Source organism: Streptomyces sp. NPDC051636 (assembly GCF_044453765.1).
GTDB lineage: Bacteria > Actinomycetota > Actinomycetes > Streptomycetales > Streptomycetaceae > Streptomyces.
Genome location: NZ_JBITDA010000003.1, coordinates 52,021 through 67,149, shown reverse-complemented (window position 1 = coordinate 67,149; position 15,129 = coordinate 52,021). Strand labels below are relative to the sequence as shown.

At 72.3% G+C, this 15,129-nt stretch carries 15 protein-coding genes and 1 riboswitch; of the genes, 5 read left to right on the top strand and 10 right to left on the bottom strand.

Features of this window, described 5'->3' with window-relative positions:
- Window positions 1–13 precede the first annotated feature (13 nt).
- On the top strand, window positions 14–1,255 hold the full coding sequence (locus ACIBBH_RS07260) for a D-alanyl-D-alanine carboxypeptidase family protein (protein ID WP_399402853.1): 1,242 nt from the start codon (window positions 14–16) through the stop codon (window positions 1,253–1,255).
- Here the strand turns inward: ACIBBH_RS07260 and ACIBBH_RS07255 are convergent.
- Genes ACIBBH_RS07255 through ACIBBH_RS07240 form a run of 4 tightly spaced genes read right to left on the bottom strand, consistent with a single transcriptional unit; the run spans window position 1,203 to window position 3,982 of the window.
- Window positions 1,203–2,111: a YihY/virulence factor BrkB family protein gene (locus ACIBBH_RS07255; protein ID WP_399402851.1), complete on the bottom strand. Its 909-nt coding sequence runs from the start codon at window positions 2,109–2,111 to the stop codon at window positions 1,203–1,205. The genes ACIBBH_RS07260 and ACIBBH_RS07255 overlap by 53 nt on opposite strands.
- Window positions 2,099–2,530 carry a GtrA family protein gene (locus ACIBBH_RS07250; protein ID WP_399402849.1) on the bottom strand — a complete coding sequence of 144 codons (432 nt, stop codon included), beginning with the start codon at window positions 2,528–2,530 and terminating at the stop codon, window positions 2,099–2,101. Before ACIBBH_RS07250 ends, ACIBBH_RS07255 begins: the two co-directional genes overlap by 13 nt.
- A complete protein-coding gene (locus ACIBBH_RS07245; protein WP_399402847.1) occupies window positions 2,524–3,468 on the bottom strand; it encodes a decaprenyl-phosphate phosphoribosyltransferase in 945 nt (314 codons plus the stop codon). The genes ACIBBH_RS07250 and ACIBBH_RS07245 overlap by 7 nt, the downstream gene beginning before the upstream one ends.
- The gene (locus ACIBBH_RS07240; RefSeq protein ID WP_399402845.1) at window positions 3,461–3,982 is read right to left on the bottom strand and encodes a phosphatase PAP2 family protein; all 522 of its coding nucleotides are present in this window, start codon (window positions 3,980–3,982) and stop codon (window positions 3,461–3,463) included. Before ACIBBH_RS07240 ends, ACIBBH_RS07245 begins: the two co-directional genes overlap by 8 nt.
- Window positions 3,983–4,115: 133 nt before the next feature.
- Here ACIBBH_RS07240 and ACIBBH_RS07235 point away from each other — a divergent pair, with 133 nt between their 5' ends.
- Together ACIBBH_RS07235 and ACIBBH_RS07230 are read left to right on the top strand one after the other, a co-directional pair.
- Entirely contained in the window at window positions 4,116–5,483 is a 1,368-nt protein-coding gene (locus ACIBBH_RS07235; RefSeq protein ID WP_399402843.1) for an FAD-binding protein, read from the top strand.
- A gap of 8 nt (window positions 5,484–5,491) precedes the next feature.
- Window positions 5,492–6,247, top strand: a complete 756-nt coding sequence (locus ACIBBH_RS07230) for a decaprenylphospho-beta-D-erythro-pentofuranosid-2-ulose 2-reductase (protein ID WP_399402841.1) — start codon at window positions 5,492–5,494, stop codon at window positions 6,245–6,247.
- A 21-nt stretch (window positions 6,248–6,268) separates the two neighbouring features.
- Here the strand turns inward: ACIBBH_RS07230 and ACIBBH_RS07225 are convergent, their stop codons facing one another.
- The 3 genes from ACIBBH_RS07225 to ACIBBH_RS07215 form a co-directional block, all read right to left on the bottom strand.
- Window positions 6,269–6,853: a 2'-5' RNA ligase family protein gene (locus ACIBBH_RS07225; protein WP_399402839.1), complete on the bottom strand. Its 585-nt coding sequence runs from the start codon at window positions 6,851–6,853 to the stop codon at window positions 6,269–6,271.
- A 211-nt stretch (window positions 6,854–7,064) separates the two neighbouring features.
- Complete coding sequence (gene trpS / locus ACIBBH_RS07220) at window positions 7,065–8,078, bottom strand: tryptophan--tRNA ligase (RefSeq protein ID WP_399402837.1); 1,014 nt, start codon at window positions 8,076–8,078, stop codon at window positions 7,065–7,067.
- Window positions 8,079–8,154: 76 nt separating this feature from the next.
- Window positions 8,155–9,600, bottom strand: coding sequence for a glycine hydroxymethyltransferase (locus ACIBBH_RS07215; RefSeq protein ID WP_399402835.1), 1,446 nt, complete (start codon window positions 9,598–9,600; stop codon window positions 8,155–8,157).
- A 33-nt stretch (window positions 9,601–9,633) separates the two neighbouring features.
- Window positions 9,634–9,723: riboswitch (ZMP/ZTP riboswitch) on the bottom strand.
- A gap of 114 nt (window positions 9,724–9,837) precedes the next feature.
- Here ACIBBH_RS07215 and rocD point away from each other — a divergent pair.
- Window positions 9,838–11,043, top strand: a complete 1,206-nt coding sequence (rocD, locus tag ACIBBH_RS07210) for an ornithine--oxo-acid transaminase (RefSeq protein WP_399402833.1) — start codon at window positions 9,838–9,840, stop codon at window positions 11,041–11,043.
- On the opposite strand, the gene ACIBBH_RS07205 is transcribed toward rocD, so the two are convergent.
- Both ACIBBH_RS07205 and ACIBBH_RS07200 read right to left on the bottom strand, forming a co-directional pair.
- Complete coding sequence (locus ACIBBH_RS07205) at window positions 11,040–12,224, bottom strand: glutathionylspermidine synthase family protein (RefSeq protein WP_399402831.1); 1,185 nt, start codon at window positions 12,222–12,224, stop codon at window positions 11,040–11,042. The genes rocD and ACIBBH_RS07205 overlap by 4 nt on opposite strands.
- Window positions 12,225–12,244: 20 nt before the next feature.
- Entirely contained in the window at window positions 12,245–12,604 is a 360-nt protein-coding gene (locus ACIBBH_RS07200; RefSeq protein ID WP_399402829.1) for a hypothetical protein, read from the bottom strand.
- A 125-nt stretch (window positions 12,605–12,729) separates the two neighbouring features.
- On the opposite strand from ACIBBH_RS07200, the gene ACIBBH_RS07195 reads away from it, so the two are divergent.
- The gene (locus tag ACIBBH_RS07195) at window positions 12,730–13,557 is read left to right on the top strand and encodes a hypothetical protein (RefSeq protein WP_399403629.1); all 828 of its coding nucleotides are present in this window, start codon (window positions 12,730–12,732) and stop codon (window positions 13,555–13,557) included.
- 140 nt (window positions 13,558–13,697) lie between these two features.
- Here the strand turns inward: ACIBBH_RS07195 and ACIBBH_RS07190 are convergent, their stop codons facing one another.
- Window positions 13,698–15,089 (bottom strand): PLP-dependent aminotransferase family protein, encoded by a 1,392-nt coding sequence (locus ACIBBH_RS07190; RefSeq protein ID WP_399402827.1) that lies wholly within the window; start codon window positions 15,087–15,089, stop codon window positions 13,698–13,700.
- Window positions 15,090–15,129 lie beyond the last annotated feature (40 nt).

The window sequence follows — 15,129 nt, the reverse complement described above, 5'->3', positions numbered from 1 at the left end:
TACGTTTCCGGTCGTGCCCGCACCCACGAAGACCGTCAGGCGATCCTTGCTGGTCATTTCCACCGCCCTGCTGTCCGCCGCCCTCGCCGCACCCGCCGCCGTCGCCGCCCCGACCCCCTCGACGAGCCCGTCGGCCACACCCCCGGCGCACATGTCGACGGTCGGCGGCACCCGCCTGGGCGCGCCCGGCACGCAGGTCAACCTGAGCGGCGGTGTCCCCGTGCTGCCCAAGGACGTCACCGCACGCTCCTGGATCGTCGCCGACGCCGAGTCCGGTGAGGTGCTGGCCGCGCACAACGCGCACTGGCGGCTGCCCCCGGCGAGCACGCTGAAGATGCTGTTCGCCGACACGGTGCTGCCGCGCTTCCCGAAGACGACCGAGCACAAGGTGGTGCCGTCCGACCTGGCGGGCATGGGTGTCGGCTCCAGCGTGGTCGGCATAAAGGAGAACCAGACCTACACCGTCCACGACCTGTGGCTCGGCGTCTTCCTGCGCTCCGGCAACGACGCCGTGCACGTGCTGTCCGCGATGAACGGCGGCGTCGGGCGGACCGTCAAGGACATGCAGGCGCACGCCGACGACCTCCAGGCCCTCGACACGCACGTGGTCAGCCCCGACGGCTACGACGAGCCGGAACAGGTGTCGTCGGCGTACGACCTGACGCTGGTCGCCCGCTCCGGACTGCAGAAGAAGGACTTCCGCGACTACTGCTCGACCGTGAAGGCGAAGTTCGGCTCCAGCGCGATCCGGAACACCAACCGGCTGCTCAGCGGCGACACCGACGTCCCCGTCTACCAGGGCATCGCGGGCGTGAAGAACGGCAATACCAGCAACGCGGGCGCCACCTTCACGGGTGTCGCCGAACGCGACGGCCATGTCCTGCTGGTCACCGTCATGAACCCGGAGAAGCACGAGCACAACGAGGTCTACAAGGAGACCGCGCGGCTCTTCGACTGGGGCTTCAAGGCGGCCGGCAAGGTCCAGCCGGTCGGCGAGCTGGTGCCGCCGAAGAGCGCCGGCCAGTCGAGCGCGCAGCCCGGCGCGACGGCGTCGGCCGGACAGGCGGGCGGTGCGGGCACCGGCGGTTCGTCGTCGAAGCCGGTGGCCGCCGCCCCTTCCGGCGGCGGTGGGAGCGGCGTCGGCATCGCCCTGGCGGTCGCCGGCGGACTGCTGGTGCTGCTGGGCGGCGGGGCGTTCCTCGTCAACCGCCGGTGGCCCTTGCCGGATCTGGTGCGTCGCCGGACTCGTCCCTGAGTTCGATCTCCTTGCTCTGCGTCGCCGTCCAGGAGGCGCAGAACAGCACCAGTTTCGACGTGAAGTTGATCCACAGCAGCAGGGCCACGGGGACGCCGAACGCGCCGTACATGCTCTTCGAGGCGACCCCCTGGATGTAGCCGCTGAGCAGCAGTTTCAGCAGTTCGAAGCCGACCGCGCCGGTCAGCGCCGCGACGAACAGGCGGTGGCGGTGCGGTTCGACGCCGGGCAGCAGGGTCAGGACGTACAGCAGGACCAGGAAGTCGGCGAGCACGGCGACGGCGAACGCGACGACGCGCAGCAGCGCGCTGCCCCAGCCGTGCTCGTCGAGGCCGAGGCCGCGGGCCACCCAGCCGACCGCCGCCGAGGCGACGGTGGATGCGGCGAGCGTGACCAGCAGCGCGCCGCCGAGTCCGAGCAGGATCCCGGCGTCCTTGGCCTTGCGCAGGAAGGGGTTCTCCTCGCCGTCGGACAGCTCCCACACCGCGCGCAGGCAGTCCCGTACCTGCCCGACCCAGCCGATGCCGGTGAGGAGCAGGACGGCGCCGGCGATGCCCCCGACGGTGCCGGCGTTCTGGGCCAGCGAGCTGATGTCGAGCTGGTCGGATATGCCGGGGAACTGCTCGGCGATCTTCTTCTCGACGTTGCTCTGCCGGGACCGGCTGAGCGTGGCGGCGGCGATCGCGGCGGACACCGTCAGCAGCGGGAACAGCGCGACGAAGCTGACGAAGGTCATGGCGGCGGCCAGCCGCGTCCACTTGACCCGGTCCAGACGCTCGTACGACCGCCACGCGTGCGTGAGCATCAGGCGTGCGACGGCCGGCCCGATGCCGGGGAGCCTCTTCAGCCAGTCCATGATCCGACTCTGCCCTCGTCTCGGAACACCAATGTGCGGATACCCCAGAAGCGCAGAAGTGTGGCCAGCGCCATGCCGATTCCGGCGCCGGAGACGGTGTCGGCCCGCTGCGAGGTGAGGCCGAGGCCGTAGTGGCTGACGGTGAGGCAGAGCAACTGGACGAGGGCCCCGACGAGGTTCACGGCGACGAAGGCGGCGTACGGGCGCAGGCCCTTGGGCCGGGTGTGGCGGTAGGTGCCGAGTGCGTTGCCGGCGTACGCGACCGTGCAGCCGGCCGCGAAGGAGAGGGACTTGGCGGTGAGCGGGTCCCAGGCGGCGGGGCCGCGCAGGCAGGTGAAGAGGGCCAGGTCGGTGGCGTAGGCGACGAGCCCCACGGTGGCGAAGCCCAGCAGCTCGCCGCGCCGCAACGGGGTCACCAATCGGCCACCGCCAGGCCGTACATGGCGAGCCAGGCCGCGCCGATCAGGGCCAGGGCGCGGTCGCGCAGGACCACGTCCTCGGGCTCGCCGGCGGTGCCGCGGTCGGCGAAGACGGCGTAGCGGAGGATCGCGAGGATGAAGGCGATCATGGACAGCTGCCGCCAGGGCAGCACGCTCGCGTGCGGCACGCCGCCCTCCTCCAGGGCCCACATGCAGTAGGCGAGGACCGCGACGCCGGCCGCCAGCTGCCAGACGAAGCGCAGGTAGCCGGTGGTGTACTCGGTGAGCAACGCACGCGTGGCGCCCGCCTGCCCGGTCATCTGGACGGCTTCGGAGTAACGCTTGGCCGACACCATGAACAGCGCCCCGAAGCCGGTGGTGATCAGGAACCAGCGGGACAGCGGGATGCCGAGCGCGACCCCGCCGATCACCGCGCGCGCCAGGAAGCCGGTGGTGACGACGGCGAGGTCCACGACGAGTACGTGCTTGAGGCTGACGCAGTACGCCAGCTGCATGCCGAGGTACGCCGTCAGCAGGGCGGCGACGGCCGGCGAGGCCAGCCAGACGGCGGCGGCCGGCGTGAGCACGGCCAGCGCCGCTCCGGTGGCGTAGGCGACGGGCACGGGGACCTGTCCGGCGGCGACCGGGCGGCGGCACTTGGTGGGGTGGGCGCGGTCGGCCTCGGCGTCCCGGGCGTCGTTGATCAGGTAGACGGCGGCGGCACAGGCGGTGAAGAGGACGAAGACCAGGCAGACCTGGGTGAGCGCGTGCCGGGAGAAGAGCCGTCCGGCGGCGGCCGGGGCGGCGAGGACCAGGATGTTCTTGATCCATTGTCTGGGGCGGGCGGCCCTCAGCAGGCCGCCCAGGAGAGCGCGCCTGCGCGGGGGCGGGGATTGCCCGCTCGGTGGGCGGTGCTCCAGGAGCGCGATCTCAGCCATGGGCGCTCCCTCTCATCCAGCGTGTTCCCGCACGGGCCGTCAGCGCCCCCAGAGCCGCGCCCGCCGCCACGTCCGAGGGGTAGTGGACGCCGGCGACCAGGCGGGACACGCACATGGCGACAGCGAGCGGCGGCACCGCGTACGCCCCGGAAGCCCCGAGGGCTCCGAAGGCGACGGCGGCGGCCGCGGCGGAGGCGGCGTGGGAGCTGGGGAAGGAGTGCCGGCCGGCGGTGCGCACCAGGGGCTCGACATGCGTGGGGCGCGCACGGCGCACGAGCCGCTTCACGCCCATGCTGGCCAGGTGCGCACCCGCGACGAGCGCCGTACCCCGCAACCAGGAGCCGCGCCGCGCGCCGTCCACGGCGGCTCCGGCGAAGCCCGCCGCGAGCCACAGCGCGCCGTGCTCACCGGCCAGGGACAAGCCACGGGCGGCGGACGCCACGCGCGGATCGGCGCCACGGGCGTGGAATGCGGAAAGGATCCGGTGGTCCAGGTCGTGATCCATGTCGTCCATGTGGACCCACTGTCCCTGCCCGCACCGCTTGAATTACGGCAATATTGGGCGACATCCCATTAATCACCCATTTCGGGGAGGAAGGTGATGTTTCTTAACTACTCTTCCGCATAGGGGCGATACGGTCGCCGACATGTCTGGAGACACCGTTTCCGTCACGGGTTGGGGCCGTACCGCCCCCACCGCCGCGCGGCTGATCCGCCCGCGAACCTACGAGGAGGCCGCGACCGCCGTCCGCACCTGCGGGGCCCGCGGCGGCATCGCGCGGGGCCTGGGACGGGCGTACGGGGACGCGGCGCAGAACGCCGGCGGTGCCGTGCTCGACATGACCGGCCTGGACCGCGTCCACGCCATCGACGCCGACGGCGGCACCGTACTGTGCGACGCGGGCGTCTCCCTGCAGCGGCTGATGGAGGTGCTGCTGCCGCTCGGCTGGTTCGTCCCGGTGACGCCGGGCACCCGCCACGTGACCGTCGGCGGGGCCATCGGCGCCGACATCCACGGCAAGAACCACCATGTCTCCGGCTCCTTCTCCCGGCATGTGCTGTCCCTGGAGCTGCTCACCGCCGACGGCGGGATCCGCACGGTGCGCCCGGGCACGCCCCTGTTCGACGCGACCGCCGGCGGCATGGGCCTGACCGGGGTGATCCTGACGGCCACCCTGCGGCTGCTGCCGGTCGAGACGTCGTACATGTCCGTCGACACCGAGCGCGCCGCCGACCTCGACGACCTGATGGCCCGTCTGACCGCCACCGACCACCGCTACCGCTACTCGGTCGCCTGGATCGACCTCCTCGCCCGGGGCGCCGCGACCGGCCGCGCGGTGCTCACCCGCGGCGACCACGCCCCCCTGGAGGCGCTCGGCACGGGCACGCGCGCGTGGCGGCACCCGCTGGCCTTCCGCCCCCGGCAGGGCCCGGCCGTCCCTGCCCTCGGCCCCGCCCTCGTTCCCGAGGGGGTCCTCAGCCGCACCTCCGTCGGATTGTTCAACGAAATCTGGTACCGGAAGGCGCCACGCGCGCGGGCCGGCGAGCTCCACCGCATCTCCGCCTTCTTCCACCCCCTCGACGGCGTCCCCCACTGGAACCGGATCTACGGCCGCGCCGGCTTCGTCCAGTACCAGTTCGTCGTCGGGTACGGCCACGAGGACACCCTGCGCCGCATCGTGCACCGCGTATCCGAGCGCCGGTGCCCGTCCTTCCTCGCCGTCCTCAAGCGCTTCGGGGACGCCGACCCGGGCTGGCTGTCCTTCCCCGTGCCCGGCTGGACGCTCGCCCTCGACATCCCGGCCGGGCTGCCGGGCCTCGCCGCCTTCCTGGACGAGCTCGACGAGGAGGTGGCCGCCGCCGGCGGGCGCGTCTACCTCGCCAAGGACTCCCGGCTGCGTCCGGACCTGCTCGCCGCGATGTACCCACGGCTCGACGCTTTCCGGGCACTGCGCGCGGAGCTGGACCCGAACGGGGTCTTCACGTCGGACCTATCCCGTCGGCTCAACCTCTAGGAGTTGTCGTGAAGGACGCATTCGGAATCCCCCAGTCCCTGCTCGTTCTCGGCGGTACGTCCGAGATCGCGCTGGCCACCGCACGCCGGCTGATCACCCGCCGCACCCGCACCGTGTGGCTGGCGGGCCGACCGTCCCCCGCCCTGGACCGGGCGGCCGAAGGTCTGCGCGCCCTGGGTGCGGAGGTCCGCACCGTCGCCTTCGACGCCCTCGACCCCGAGTCCCACGAGACCGTGCTCGGCAAGGTCTTCGCCGAGGGCGACATCGACATGGTGCTGCTGGCCTTCGGCATCCTCGGCGACCAGGCCAGCGACGAGCGGCAACCGGTCAGCGCGGTCAAGGTCGCCCAGACCAACTACACCGGCGCGGTGTCGGCGGGTCTGGTCAGCGCCCGCGCGCTCCAGACCCAGGGGCACGGCTCCCTGGTGGTGCTCTCCTCGGTCGCCGGCGAGCGGGCCCGCCGCTCCAACTTCATCTACGGCTCCAGCAAGGCCGGCCTCGACGCCTTCGCCCAGGGCCTCGGCGACGCGCTGCACGGCACCGGCGTGCACGTCATGGTCGTACGCCCCGGATTCGTCCGCACGAGGATGACCGCCGGCCTGGACGAGACGCCCCTGGCCACCACGCCGGAGGCCGTCGCCACGGCCATCGAGCTCGGGCTGCGGCGGCGGTCGGAGACGGTGTGGGTGCCGGGGGCGCTGCGGCTGGTGATGTCGGCGCTGCGGCATGTACCGCGGACGGTGTTCCGCCGCCTGCCGATCTAGGGCCTGTCGCGCTGTGACCGGCTACCGGCTGGGGATCGTGCCCCGGTCCACGGGGGCGGCCTGCTGGGGCACCACGGCCGCGCCGCCGGCGAAGGCGAACTCCCGCAGCTTCCGCCACACGCCGTCGGCACCCTGCTCGTAGAGCGCGAAGCCGGTGCATGGCCACGCGGCCTCGTAGTCGGCGAGCTCCTCGAAGGCACGGTCCATCGCCGCGTCGTCGATGCCGTGCGCCACCGTGACGTGCGGGTGGTACGGGAACTGCAGCTCGCGCGCCATGGGACCGGAGGGGTCGCGGATCTGCTTCTGCAGCCACGCGCAGGCCTCGGCGCCCTCGACGACCCGCACGTAGACCACCGGGGACAGGGGCCGGAAGGTGCCGGTGCCGGACAACCGCATCGGGAACGACCGGCCGGCCGCGGCCACCTCGGTCAGGTGCGCCTCGACGGCCGGCAGGTCGGCGTCGTCCACCTCGGTCGGTGGCAGCAGGGTGACATGCGTGGGGATTCCAAGAGCCGCGGCGTCGCCGAAGCCCGCGCGCCGCTCCTGGAGCAGGCTGCCGTGGGGCTCCGGGACCGCGATCGACACGCCGATCGTTACGGTCCCCACGTCGTCTCCTGTCGTCGCTCTGTTTCGTTCTCGTCCGGTACGTGCACAGCCGTCCGGCTATCGACTGTACGGCCACGGGTGTGCTGTGGGCAGGCGCAAGAGAAGTGATGTACAGCGCTCTGCCCAGGGCACATGTGTGCGGTCGTACGCCTCGGTGATGTCGGCGCCCAATCAGCCCTTCTCAGCGCTTCTCAGCGCTTCTTGGCGCTTCTCAGTGCTTCGCGGGGAGGAAGCCCACCCGCTCGTACGCCTGGGCGAGGGTCTCCGCGGCCACGGCACGCGCCTTCTCCGCGCCCTTGGCCAGGATCGAGTCGAGCGTCTCGGGGTCGTCCAGGTACTGCTGGGTCCGCTCCCGGAACGGCGTCACGAACTCGACCATCACCTCGGCGAGGTCCGTCTTGAGCGCGCCGTAGCCCTTGCCCTCGTACTTCTCTTCCAGTTCGGTGATGCCCGCCCCGGTGAGCGTCGCATAGATGGTGAGCAGATTGCTCACGCCGGGCTTGTTCTCGGCGTCGTAGCGGATCACGGTGTCCGTGTCCGTGACAGCGCTCTTGATCTTCTTTGCGGTGGTCTTCGGCTCGTCCAGGAGGTTGATGAGGCCCTTCGGCGTGGATGCCGACTTGCTCATCTTGACGGTCGGGTCCTGGAGGTCGTAGATCTTCGCCGTCTCCTTGAGGATGTACGGCTTCGGGACGGTGAAGGTCTGGCCGAACCGGCCGTTGAAGCGTTCGGCGAGATCACGGGTGAGCTCGACGTGCTGACGCTGGTCCTCGCCGACGGGGACCTCGTGGGCCTGGTACAGCAGGATGTCGGCGACCTGCAGGACGGGGTACGTGAACAGGCCGACGGAGGCGCGGTCGGCGCCCTGCCGGGCGGCCTTGTCCTTGAACTGGGTCATGCGGGAGGCCTCGCCGAAGCCGGTGAGGCAGTTCATGACCCAGCCGAGCTGGGTGTGCTCGGGGACGTGGCTCTGGACGAAGAGCGTGCAGCGGTCCGGGTCGAGCCCGGCGGCCAGCAGCTGGGCGGCGGCCAGCCGGGTGTTGGTGCGCAGCTCCTTCGGGTCCTGCGGGACCGTGATCGCGTGCAGGTCGACGACCATGTAGAACGCGTCGTGGCTCTCCTGCAGGGCCACCCACTGGCGGACGGCGCCGAGGTAGTTGCCGAGGTGGAACGAGCCTGCGGTGGGCTGGATTCCGGAGAGCACGCGGGGTCGATCAGAGGCCATGCCCACCATTCTCTCAGGTGTTGGGGACCGCTTTGACGGGAGCGCCTCGGAAGGCCGCTCCCGTCAGGACCGGGCGTCAGCCGAGGTCGATCTCCGGGTACAGCGGGAAGCCCGCCACCAGGTCCGTTGCCCGCTGGGAGATCTCCTCCGCCACCTTCGCATCCAGGACATGGGCGGCCTTGGAGGGGGCGCCCGACTTGGTGGTGCCCGGCTCGGTGGTGGTCAGGACCCGGTCGATCAGGCCCGCCACCTCGTCCATCTCCGCCGTACCCAGGCCGCGGGTGGTGAGCGCGGGGGTGCCGACGCGGATGCCGGAGGTGTACCAGGCGCCGTTGGGGTCGGCGGGGATGGCGTTGCGGTTGGTGACGATGCCCGAGTCGAGGAGGGCCGCCTCGGCCTGGCGGCCGGTGAGGCCGTAGGAGGTGGCGACGTCGATCAGGTTGAGGTGGTTGTCCGTGCCCCCGGTGACGAGGGTGGCGCCGCGCCGCATCAAGCCCTCGGCCAGGGCGCGGGAGTTGTCCACGATCCGCTGGGCGTAGTCCTGGAAGGCGGGCTGCCGGGCCTCGGCCAGGGCCACCGCCTTGGCAGCCATGACGTGCGGGAGCGGGCCGCCGAGGACCATCGGGCAGCCGCGGTCCACCTGGTCCTTGAGGGAGTCGTCGCACAGGACCATGCCGCCGCGGGGGCCGCGCAGGGACTTGTGGGTGGTGGTCGTGACGATCTGGGCGTGCGGGACCGGGTCGAAGTCGCCGGTGAGGACCTTGCCGGCGACCAGGCCCGCGAAGTGGGCCATGTCGACCATGAGCGTGGCGCCGACCTCGTCGGCGATCTCCCGCATGATGCGGAAGTTCACCAGGCGTGGGTAGGCCGAGTAGCCCGCGACGATGATCAGGGGCTTGAAGTCGCGGGCCTGGGTGCGCAGGGCGTCGTAGTCGATCAGGCCCGTCGCCGGGTCGGTGCCGTAGGAGCGCTGGTCGAACATCTTGCCGGAGATGTTGGGGCGGAAGCCGTGGGTGAGGTGGCCGCCCGCGTCCAGGGACATGCCGAGCATGCGCTGGTTGCCGAAGGCCTGGCGCAGCTCGGCCCAGTCCGCCTCGGAGAGGTCGTTGACCTGGCGGACGCCCGTCTTCTCGAGGAAGGGGACCTCCACGCGGTCCGCGAGCACTGCCCAGAAGGCGACGAGGTTGGCGTCGATGCCGGAGTGCGGCTGGACGTAGGCGTGGCGGGCGCCGAAGAGCTCGCGGGCGTGCTCGGCGGCCAGCGACTCCACCGTGTCGACGTTGCGGCAGCCCGCGTAGAAGCGGCGGCCGATCGTGCCCTCGGCGTACTTGTCGCTGAACCAGTTGCCCATGGCCAGGAGCGTGGCCGGGGAGGCGTAGTTCTCGGAGGCGATCAGCTTGAGCATCTCGCGCTGGTCGGCCACCTCCTGGCCGATGGCGTCGGCGACGCGCGGTTCGACGGCGCGGATCACGTCGAGGGCGGCGCGGAAGGCGGTGGACTCGGTGGACAACGGCTCGGACACGGGGACCTCCGGACGGGTGACGATCGGCGTTCACGGTTCGGCCCAGGCGCACGGCACTCGCTGGTTCCCGGACCGCTCCCTGATGGTCCATCCCATCCCAGCGCGCCAGTCACGGCCCGCTGATCAGCCTACCGGGCGGGTCCGGCGGCGCCGTTCCCGCGTCCACCATGCGAGCGAGGAGAAGATGGGCAAGGGGGGTGATCGCAGGGGGGTCGACCCTCACCTTCGGGAGCTGCCTTGACCGCCACGGACGACCTCATCGCCGCCGCCGACGCGCACAGCGCGCACACCTACCATCCGCTGCCGGTGGTGATCGCCACGGCGGAGGGCGCCTGGATGACGGATGTGGAGGGGCGGCGGTATCTCGATCTGCTGGCCGGGTACTCCGCGCTGAACTTCGGGCACGGCAACCGGCGGCTGGTCGAGGCGGCCAAGCGGCAGCTGGAACGGGTGACGCTGACGTCCCGGGCCTTCCATCACGACCGGTTCGCCGCGTTCTGCGAGCAGCTGGCCGAGCTGTGCGGCATGGAGATGGTGCTGCCGATGAACACGGGCGTGGAGGCGGTGGAGACCGCGGTGAAGACGGCCCGCAAGTGGGGGTACCGGGTGAAGGGGGTGCCCGCGGAGATGGCGAAGGTCGTGGTGGCGGGGGGCAACTTCCACGGGCGTACGACGACGGTGATCAGCTTCTCCACGGATCCGGAGGCGCGGGCCGACTTCGGGCCGTACACGCCCGGCTTCGAGATCGTGCCGTACGGCGACCTGACCGCGCTGCGGGCGGCGGTGACCGAGAACACGGTCGCGGTGCTGCTGGAGCCGGTCCAGGGCGAGTCGGGGGTGATCGTGCCGCCGGCCGGTTACCTGCCGGCGGTGCGGGAGCTGACCCGGCAGCGGAACGTGCTGTTCGTGGCGGACGAGGTCCAGTCGGGGCTGGGCCGGACCGGGCGGACGTTCGCGTGCGAGCACGAGGGGGTCGTACCGGACGTGTACGTGCTGGGGAAGGCGCTGGGCGGCGGGATCGTGCCGGTGTCGGCGGTGGTGTCGAGCGCGGAGGTGCTCGGGGTGTTCCGGCCGGGTGAGCACGGGTCGACGTTCGGCGGGAATCCGCTGGCCTGCGCGGTGGCGCTGGAGGTGATCGCGATGCTGCGATCGGGCGAGTACCAGGCGCGGGCGGCGGAGCTGGGCGAGCGTCTGCACCGGGAGCTGGGCGCGCTGACCGGGACGGGCCGGGTGACGGCGGTGCGGGGGCGGGGGCTGTGGGCGGGGGTGGACGTCCATCCGGCGTACGGCACCGGGCGGGCGATCTCCGAGAAGCTGATGGACCGGGGTGTGCTGGTGAAGGACACCCACGGGTCCACGATCCGGATCGCGCCGCCCCTCGTCATCTCCGAGGAGGACCTGGACTGGGGGCTGGACCGGCTCAGGGGCGTGCTCGGGCTCTAAAGGATCACGTGGGGCAGGAAGCGGGCGTACTCGTCCGTGATGAGGCCGGAGGACTCGCGGATGCCGAGGCCCGCCGACTCGCCCTCGACGACCCACGCGCCGAGGACGACGTGGTTGCCGTCGAAGGCGGGGAGGGGGGCAAGCTGCTGGTAGCAACAGGGCTCTTCGCGGACGGCGGCGGCAGTGCCCGGCTCGTGGACCGTCACGCCCTCGCCCTCGCGGCCGAGGAGCGGCTTGGCCACGTAGCCGGACGTCACCGTCAGCTCGCGCGGGCCGTCCAGGTACGCGGGGAGCAGGTTCGGGTGTCCCGGGTACAGCTCCCAGAGGATCGCCAGGAGGGCCTTGTTGCTCAGGAGCATCTTCCAGGCGGGCTCGATCCACATCGTCGTACCCGTGCCGCCGCCGTTGTCGAGGGTGTCCAGGACGTGGCCGGCGAAGCGGTCGGTGGTGAGCCATTCCCAGGGGTAGAGCTTGAAGATGCTGCGGAGGAAGCGGAGGTTGTTGTCGACGAAGCGGCCGGAGAGGGTGTCCCAGCCGATCTCCTCCATGGAGATCCAGTCGGTGTCCAGGCCGGCTTGTTCGGCGGTCTCCTTCAGGTAGGCGACCGTCATCAGGTCCTCGCCGAGTTCGTCGGCGGAGGAGTGCCCGAAGTACAGGGGGCTGCCGGGCGGGAGGAGCGCGGACTGCTTCCGCCAGGCGGCGACGAGGCGTTCGTGGAGGGAGTTCCACTGGTCGGCGCCGGGGAAGCGGTCCTCCATCCAGAACCACTGGGGTGAGGCGGCCTCGACCAGGGACGTGGGGGTGTCGGCGTTGTACTCCAGGAGCTTCGCCGGGCCGGTGCCGTCGTAGCGGAGGTCGAAGCGGCCGTACACGGAGGGGAGTTCGGCGCGGCGGTGCCAGGCCTCGGCGACCGCCCGGGCCACGCGCGGGTCGGTGATGCCGAGGTCGGCGAAGCGGCCGGCGGTGACGATGTGGCCGGCCGCCGCCAGGCACATGCGGTGCAGTTCCTCGACGACCTCCTCCAGGGCCTCGACCTCGCCGAGGGTGAAGGCGTAGTAGGCGCTCTCGTCCCAGTACGGGCGGAGGGAGCCGTCGGGGTGGCGGGTGAGGGGATAGATCAGGCCCTGTTCCTCGACGGTCTGCTGCCAGCCGGGGCGGGGGGCGATCGTGTGGCGTTCCATGGCGGGATACGGGTCCTGGTTCAGCCGCCGGAGCTGCCCTTGCCGCCGCCGAAGCCGCCGCGGTGGACACCGGTGCCGTGGCTGTCGTCGTCGTCCGAGGAGCCGGAGCCCTTGCTGGGCTTGGTGAAAGAGCCGCCGTCGACCCAGCCGCTCTTCTTCTTGCCGCCGTAGTACCAGGCGCCGTTCACAGAGCTCTTGACGGAGGTGGACTTGCAGTTCTTGTCGGAGACGACCTTGTAGCCCTTGGCGAGGTTGTAGCTGTCGCGGTCGACGCAGCGCTTGTCCGGCTCGGAGGAGCAGGCGGCGAGGGCTGCGGCGAGGAGGCCCATACCGCCGAGGACGACGGTGGTGGAGCGCAGTGGCCGGCGTGCGGTGGCCATGTTCGTGTATCCCCCGTTGGTGTCCGGTTGTTGTCGCTGTCCGGTCAGCCTAGAGATCGGTGCGAACGACCGTGCAGGGGGCCGGGGATCTGCCGTTCCCCTAGAGTCACTTCGTGCTGTTTGGAATGGTGTGCGCCCTCGGCGCGGCGGTCTGCTTCGGTACCGCGACGGTGTGGCAGGCGGTGGCCGCGCGGGCGGCGGGCACGGACGGGGGTGGCGGTGGGGACGCGGCGCTGCTGCTGCGGGCCCTGCGGCAGTGGCGGTATCTGGCCGGTCTGGCACTGGACGGGCTGGGGTTCCTGTTGCAGGTCGCGGCGTTGCGGTCGGTGCCGATCTACGCGGTGGGCGCGGCGCTGGCCGCCAGTCTGGCGGTCACGGCGGTGGTCGCGGCGCGGCTGCTTCGGGTGCGGCTCAGCGGGGCCGAGTGGGGCGCGGTGGCGGTGGTGTGCGGAGGGCTGGCGATGCTGGGGCTGGCCTCGGGGACGGAGGGCGACCGGGGCGGGTCCGCCGCGCTGAGGTGGGCGATGTTCGGGACCGCGGTGGGCGTGTTGCTGCTGGGCGCGGTCGGCGGGCGGTTGCCGGAGCGCGGGCGGGCGCTGCTGCTGGGGCTGGGGGCCGGGTTCGGGTTCGGGGTGGTGGAGGTGACGGTCCGGCTGATCGACTCGCTCCGGCCGTCCGGCCTGCTCGCCAACCCGTCGGCGTACGCCCTGCTGCTGGGCGGGGGCGCCGCGTTCCTCCTGCTCACCTCGGCCCTCCAGCGGGGCTCGGTGACCACGGCCACCGCCGGGATGGTGATCGGGGAGACGATCGGCCCGGCGGCCGTGGGCGTGGTCTGGCTCGGCGACCGTACGCGGGACGGGCTGGCGTGGCTCGCGGTGCTGGGGTTCCTCGTCGCGGTGGCGGGGGCGCTGGCACTGGCCCGGTTCGGGGAGGCGCCGGCGGAGGTGGGGTGACAGCCGCCGGACCGCTGTGGTTCGTCGCCGTGTGAAACGCGCCGGAGTGAGCAGACGGCGTGACCGGTAATCCCGTCACCGTCGGTTCCAGGAGTTCGGGTTCGGCCTTCGCGTCCTGGGCCGCGGAAACGGCGGCGCGATTATTCGGGCAGCGCCGCGCACAACGCGTCCAGCGCCCCCGACCACGCGTGGTCCGGCGGTGTCCCGTACCCCACGACCAGCGCGTCCCGCCGCTCGGCGGTCGACTCCGGGTGCCGGTAGCGGTGCAGGCCGTGCACCGCCAGCCCGTGCCAGGCCGCCGCCCGCAGCGCCGCCTGTTCGGTGCCCGGCGACAGCCGCAGCACCACGTGCAGGCCCGCCGCGATGCCGGTGGCGTGGACCGAGGGGGCCCGCCTCGCGAGCTCGGCCACCAGGGCGTCCCGGCGGCGCCGGTAGCGCAGGCGGGAGGAGCGGACGTGGCGGTCGTAGGCGCCGGAGGCGAGGAACTCGGCGAGGGTCAGCTGGTCCAGTACCCCGCAGGTGTCGACACCCCCCTTGGCCGCCGCGACCTGAGCCGTCAGCGCCGGCGGCACCACCATCCAGGCCAGCCGGAGACCGGGCGCGAGGGATTTGCTGGCGGTGCCCAGGTAGACGACGTGGTCGGGGTCGAGTCCCTGGAGGGCGCCGACCGGCTGGCGGTCGTAGCGGAACTCGCCGTCGTAGTCGTCCTCCAGGACCAGTCCGCCGGTGCGCCGCGCCCAGTCCACGACGGCGGCCCGCCGGTCCGGGTGCAGCGCCACGCCCGTCGGGAACTGGTGGGCGGGGGTGAGCAGCACGGCCCCGGCCGGCGCCGGCTCGCGGGTGTCGGTGCCCAGTTCGTCGTACGGCAGGGGGCACGTGGTCAGTCCGGCGTCGGTCAGCAGCTGCCAGTGCACGTCGAGGCCGTACGACTCCACCGCCACCGTCCGTACGCCGCGTGCCCGCAGTACCGTGCCGAGGATCCGCAGCCCGTGCGAGAAGCCGGCGCAGACGACGATGGCGTCGGGGTCGGCGCGTACGCCCCGGGAGCGCGAGAGGTAGCCGGCGAGGGCGGTGCGCAGCTCGGGGCGGCCACGGGGATCGCCGTAGTCGAGGGCGTCGCTGGGGGCGGCGGTCAGGGCGCGGCGGGCGGCCTTGAGCCACTCGGCGCGGGGGAAGGCGGCGACGTCGGGGGTCCCGGGGATGAGGTTGTAGGCCGGCCGGCGGGGTTCGCCGCGGTGGAGTGCCGCGCCGGCCGGCGGGATGACCGCCCGCGCCGCCACCCGCGTGCCCGAGCCCTGCCGGGCGGTGAGCCAGCCCTCGGCGACCAGGTCGGCGTAGGCGTCGGCGACCGTGTTGCGGGCGATGCCCAGGTCGGCGGCGAGGGTTCGGGAGGACGGCAGCCGGGTGCCGGGGGCCAGGCGGCCGGTGCGGACGGCGTCCCGCAGAGCGTCGGTCAGGCCCCGGCGCAGACCGCCCGAGCGGGCCGGTTCCAAGTGCAGGTCGACGCCCAAAGTGGCCCAGGTTTCCGCCATGGAAATGGACCATACTCCTGGGCTGCCCGGCTCCTAGGGT

What these genes read in the sequence shown, in the direction of transcription:
- ACIBBH_RS07255 (WP_399402851.1), bottom strand. Translation starts at nt 2,111, where the DNA reads ATGGACTGGCTGAAGAGGCTCCCCGGCATCGGGCCGGCCGTCGCACGC.
- ACIBBH_RS07245 (WP_399402847.1), bottom strand. Translation starts at nt 3,468, where the DNA reads ATGGCTGAGATCGCGCTCCTGGAGCACCGCCCACCGAGCGGGCAATCC.
- ACIBBH_RS07240 (WP_399402845.1), bottom strand. Translation starts at nt 3,982, where the DNA reads ATGGACGACATGGATCACGACCTGGACCACCGGATCCTTTCCGCATTC.
- ACIBBH_RS07235 (WP_399402843.1), top strand. Translation starts at nt 4,116, where the DNA reads ATGTCTGGAGACACCGTTTCCGTCACGGGTTGGGGCCGTACCGCCCCC.
- trpS (WP_399402837.1), bottom strand. Translation starts at nt 8,078, where the DNA reads ATGGCCTCTGATCGACCCCGCGTGCTCTCCGGAATCCAGCCCACCGCA.
- ACIBBH_RS07205 (WP_399402831.1), bottom strand. Translation starts at nt 12,224, where the DNA reads ATGGAACGCCACACGATCGCCCCCCGCCCCGGCTGGCAGCAGACCGTC.
- ACIBBH_RS07200 (WP_399402829.1), bottom strand. Translation starts at nt 12,604, where the DNA reads ATGGCCACCGCACGCCGGCCACTGCGCTCCACCACCGTCGTCCTCGGC.
- ACIBBH_RS07195 (WP_399403629.1), top strand. Translation starts at nt 12,730, where the DNA reads ATGGTGTGCGCCCTCGGCGCGGCGGTCTGCTTCGGTACCGCGACGGTG.
- ACIBBH_RS07190 (WP_399402827.1), bottom strand. Translation starts at nt 15,089, where the DNA reads ATGGCGGAAACCTGGGCCACTTTGGGCGTCGACCTGCACTTGGAACCG.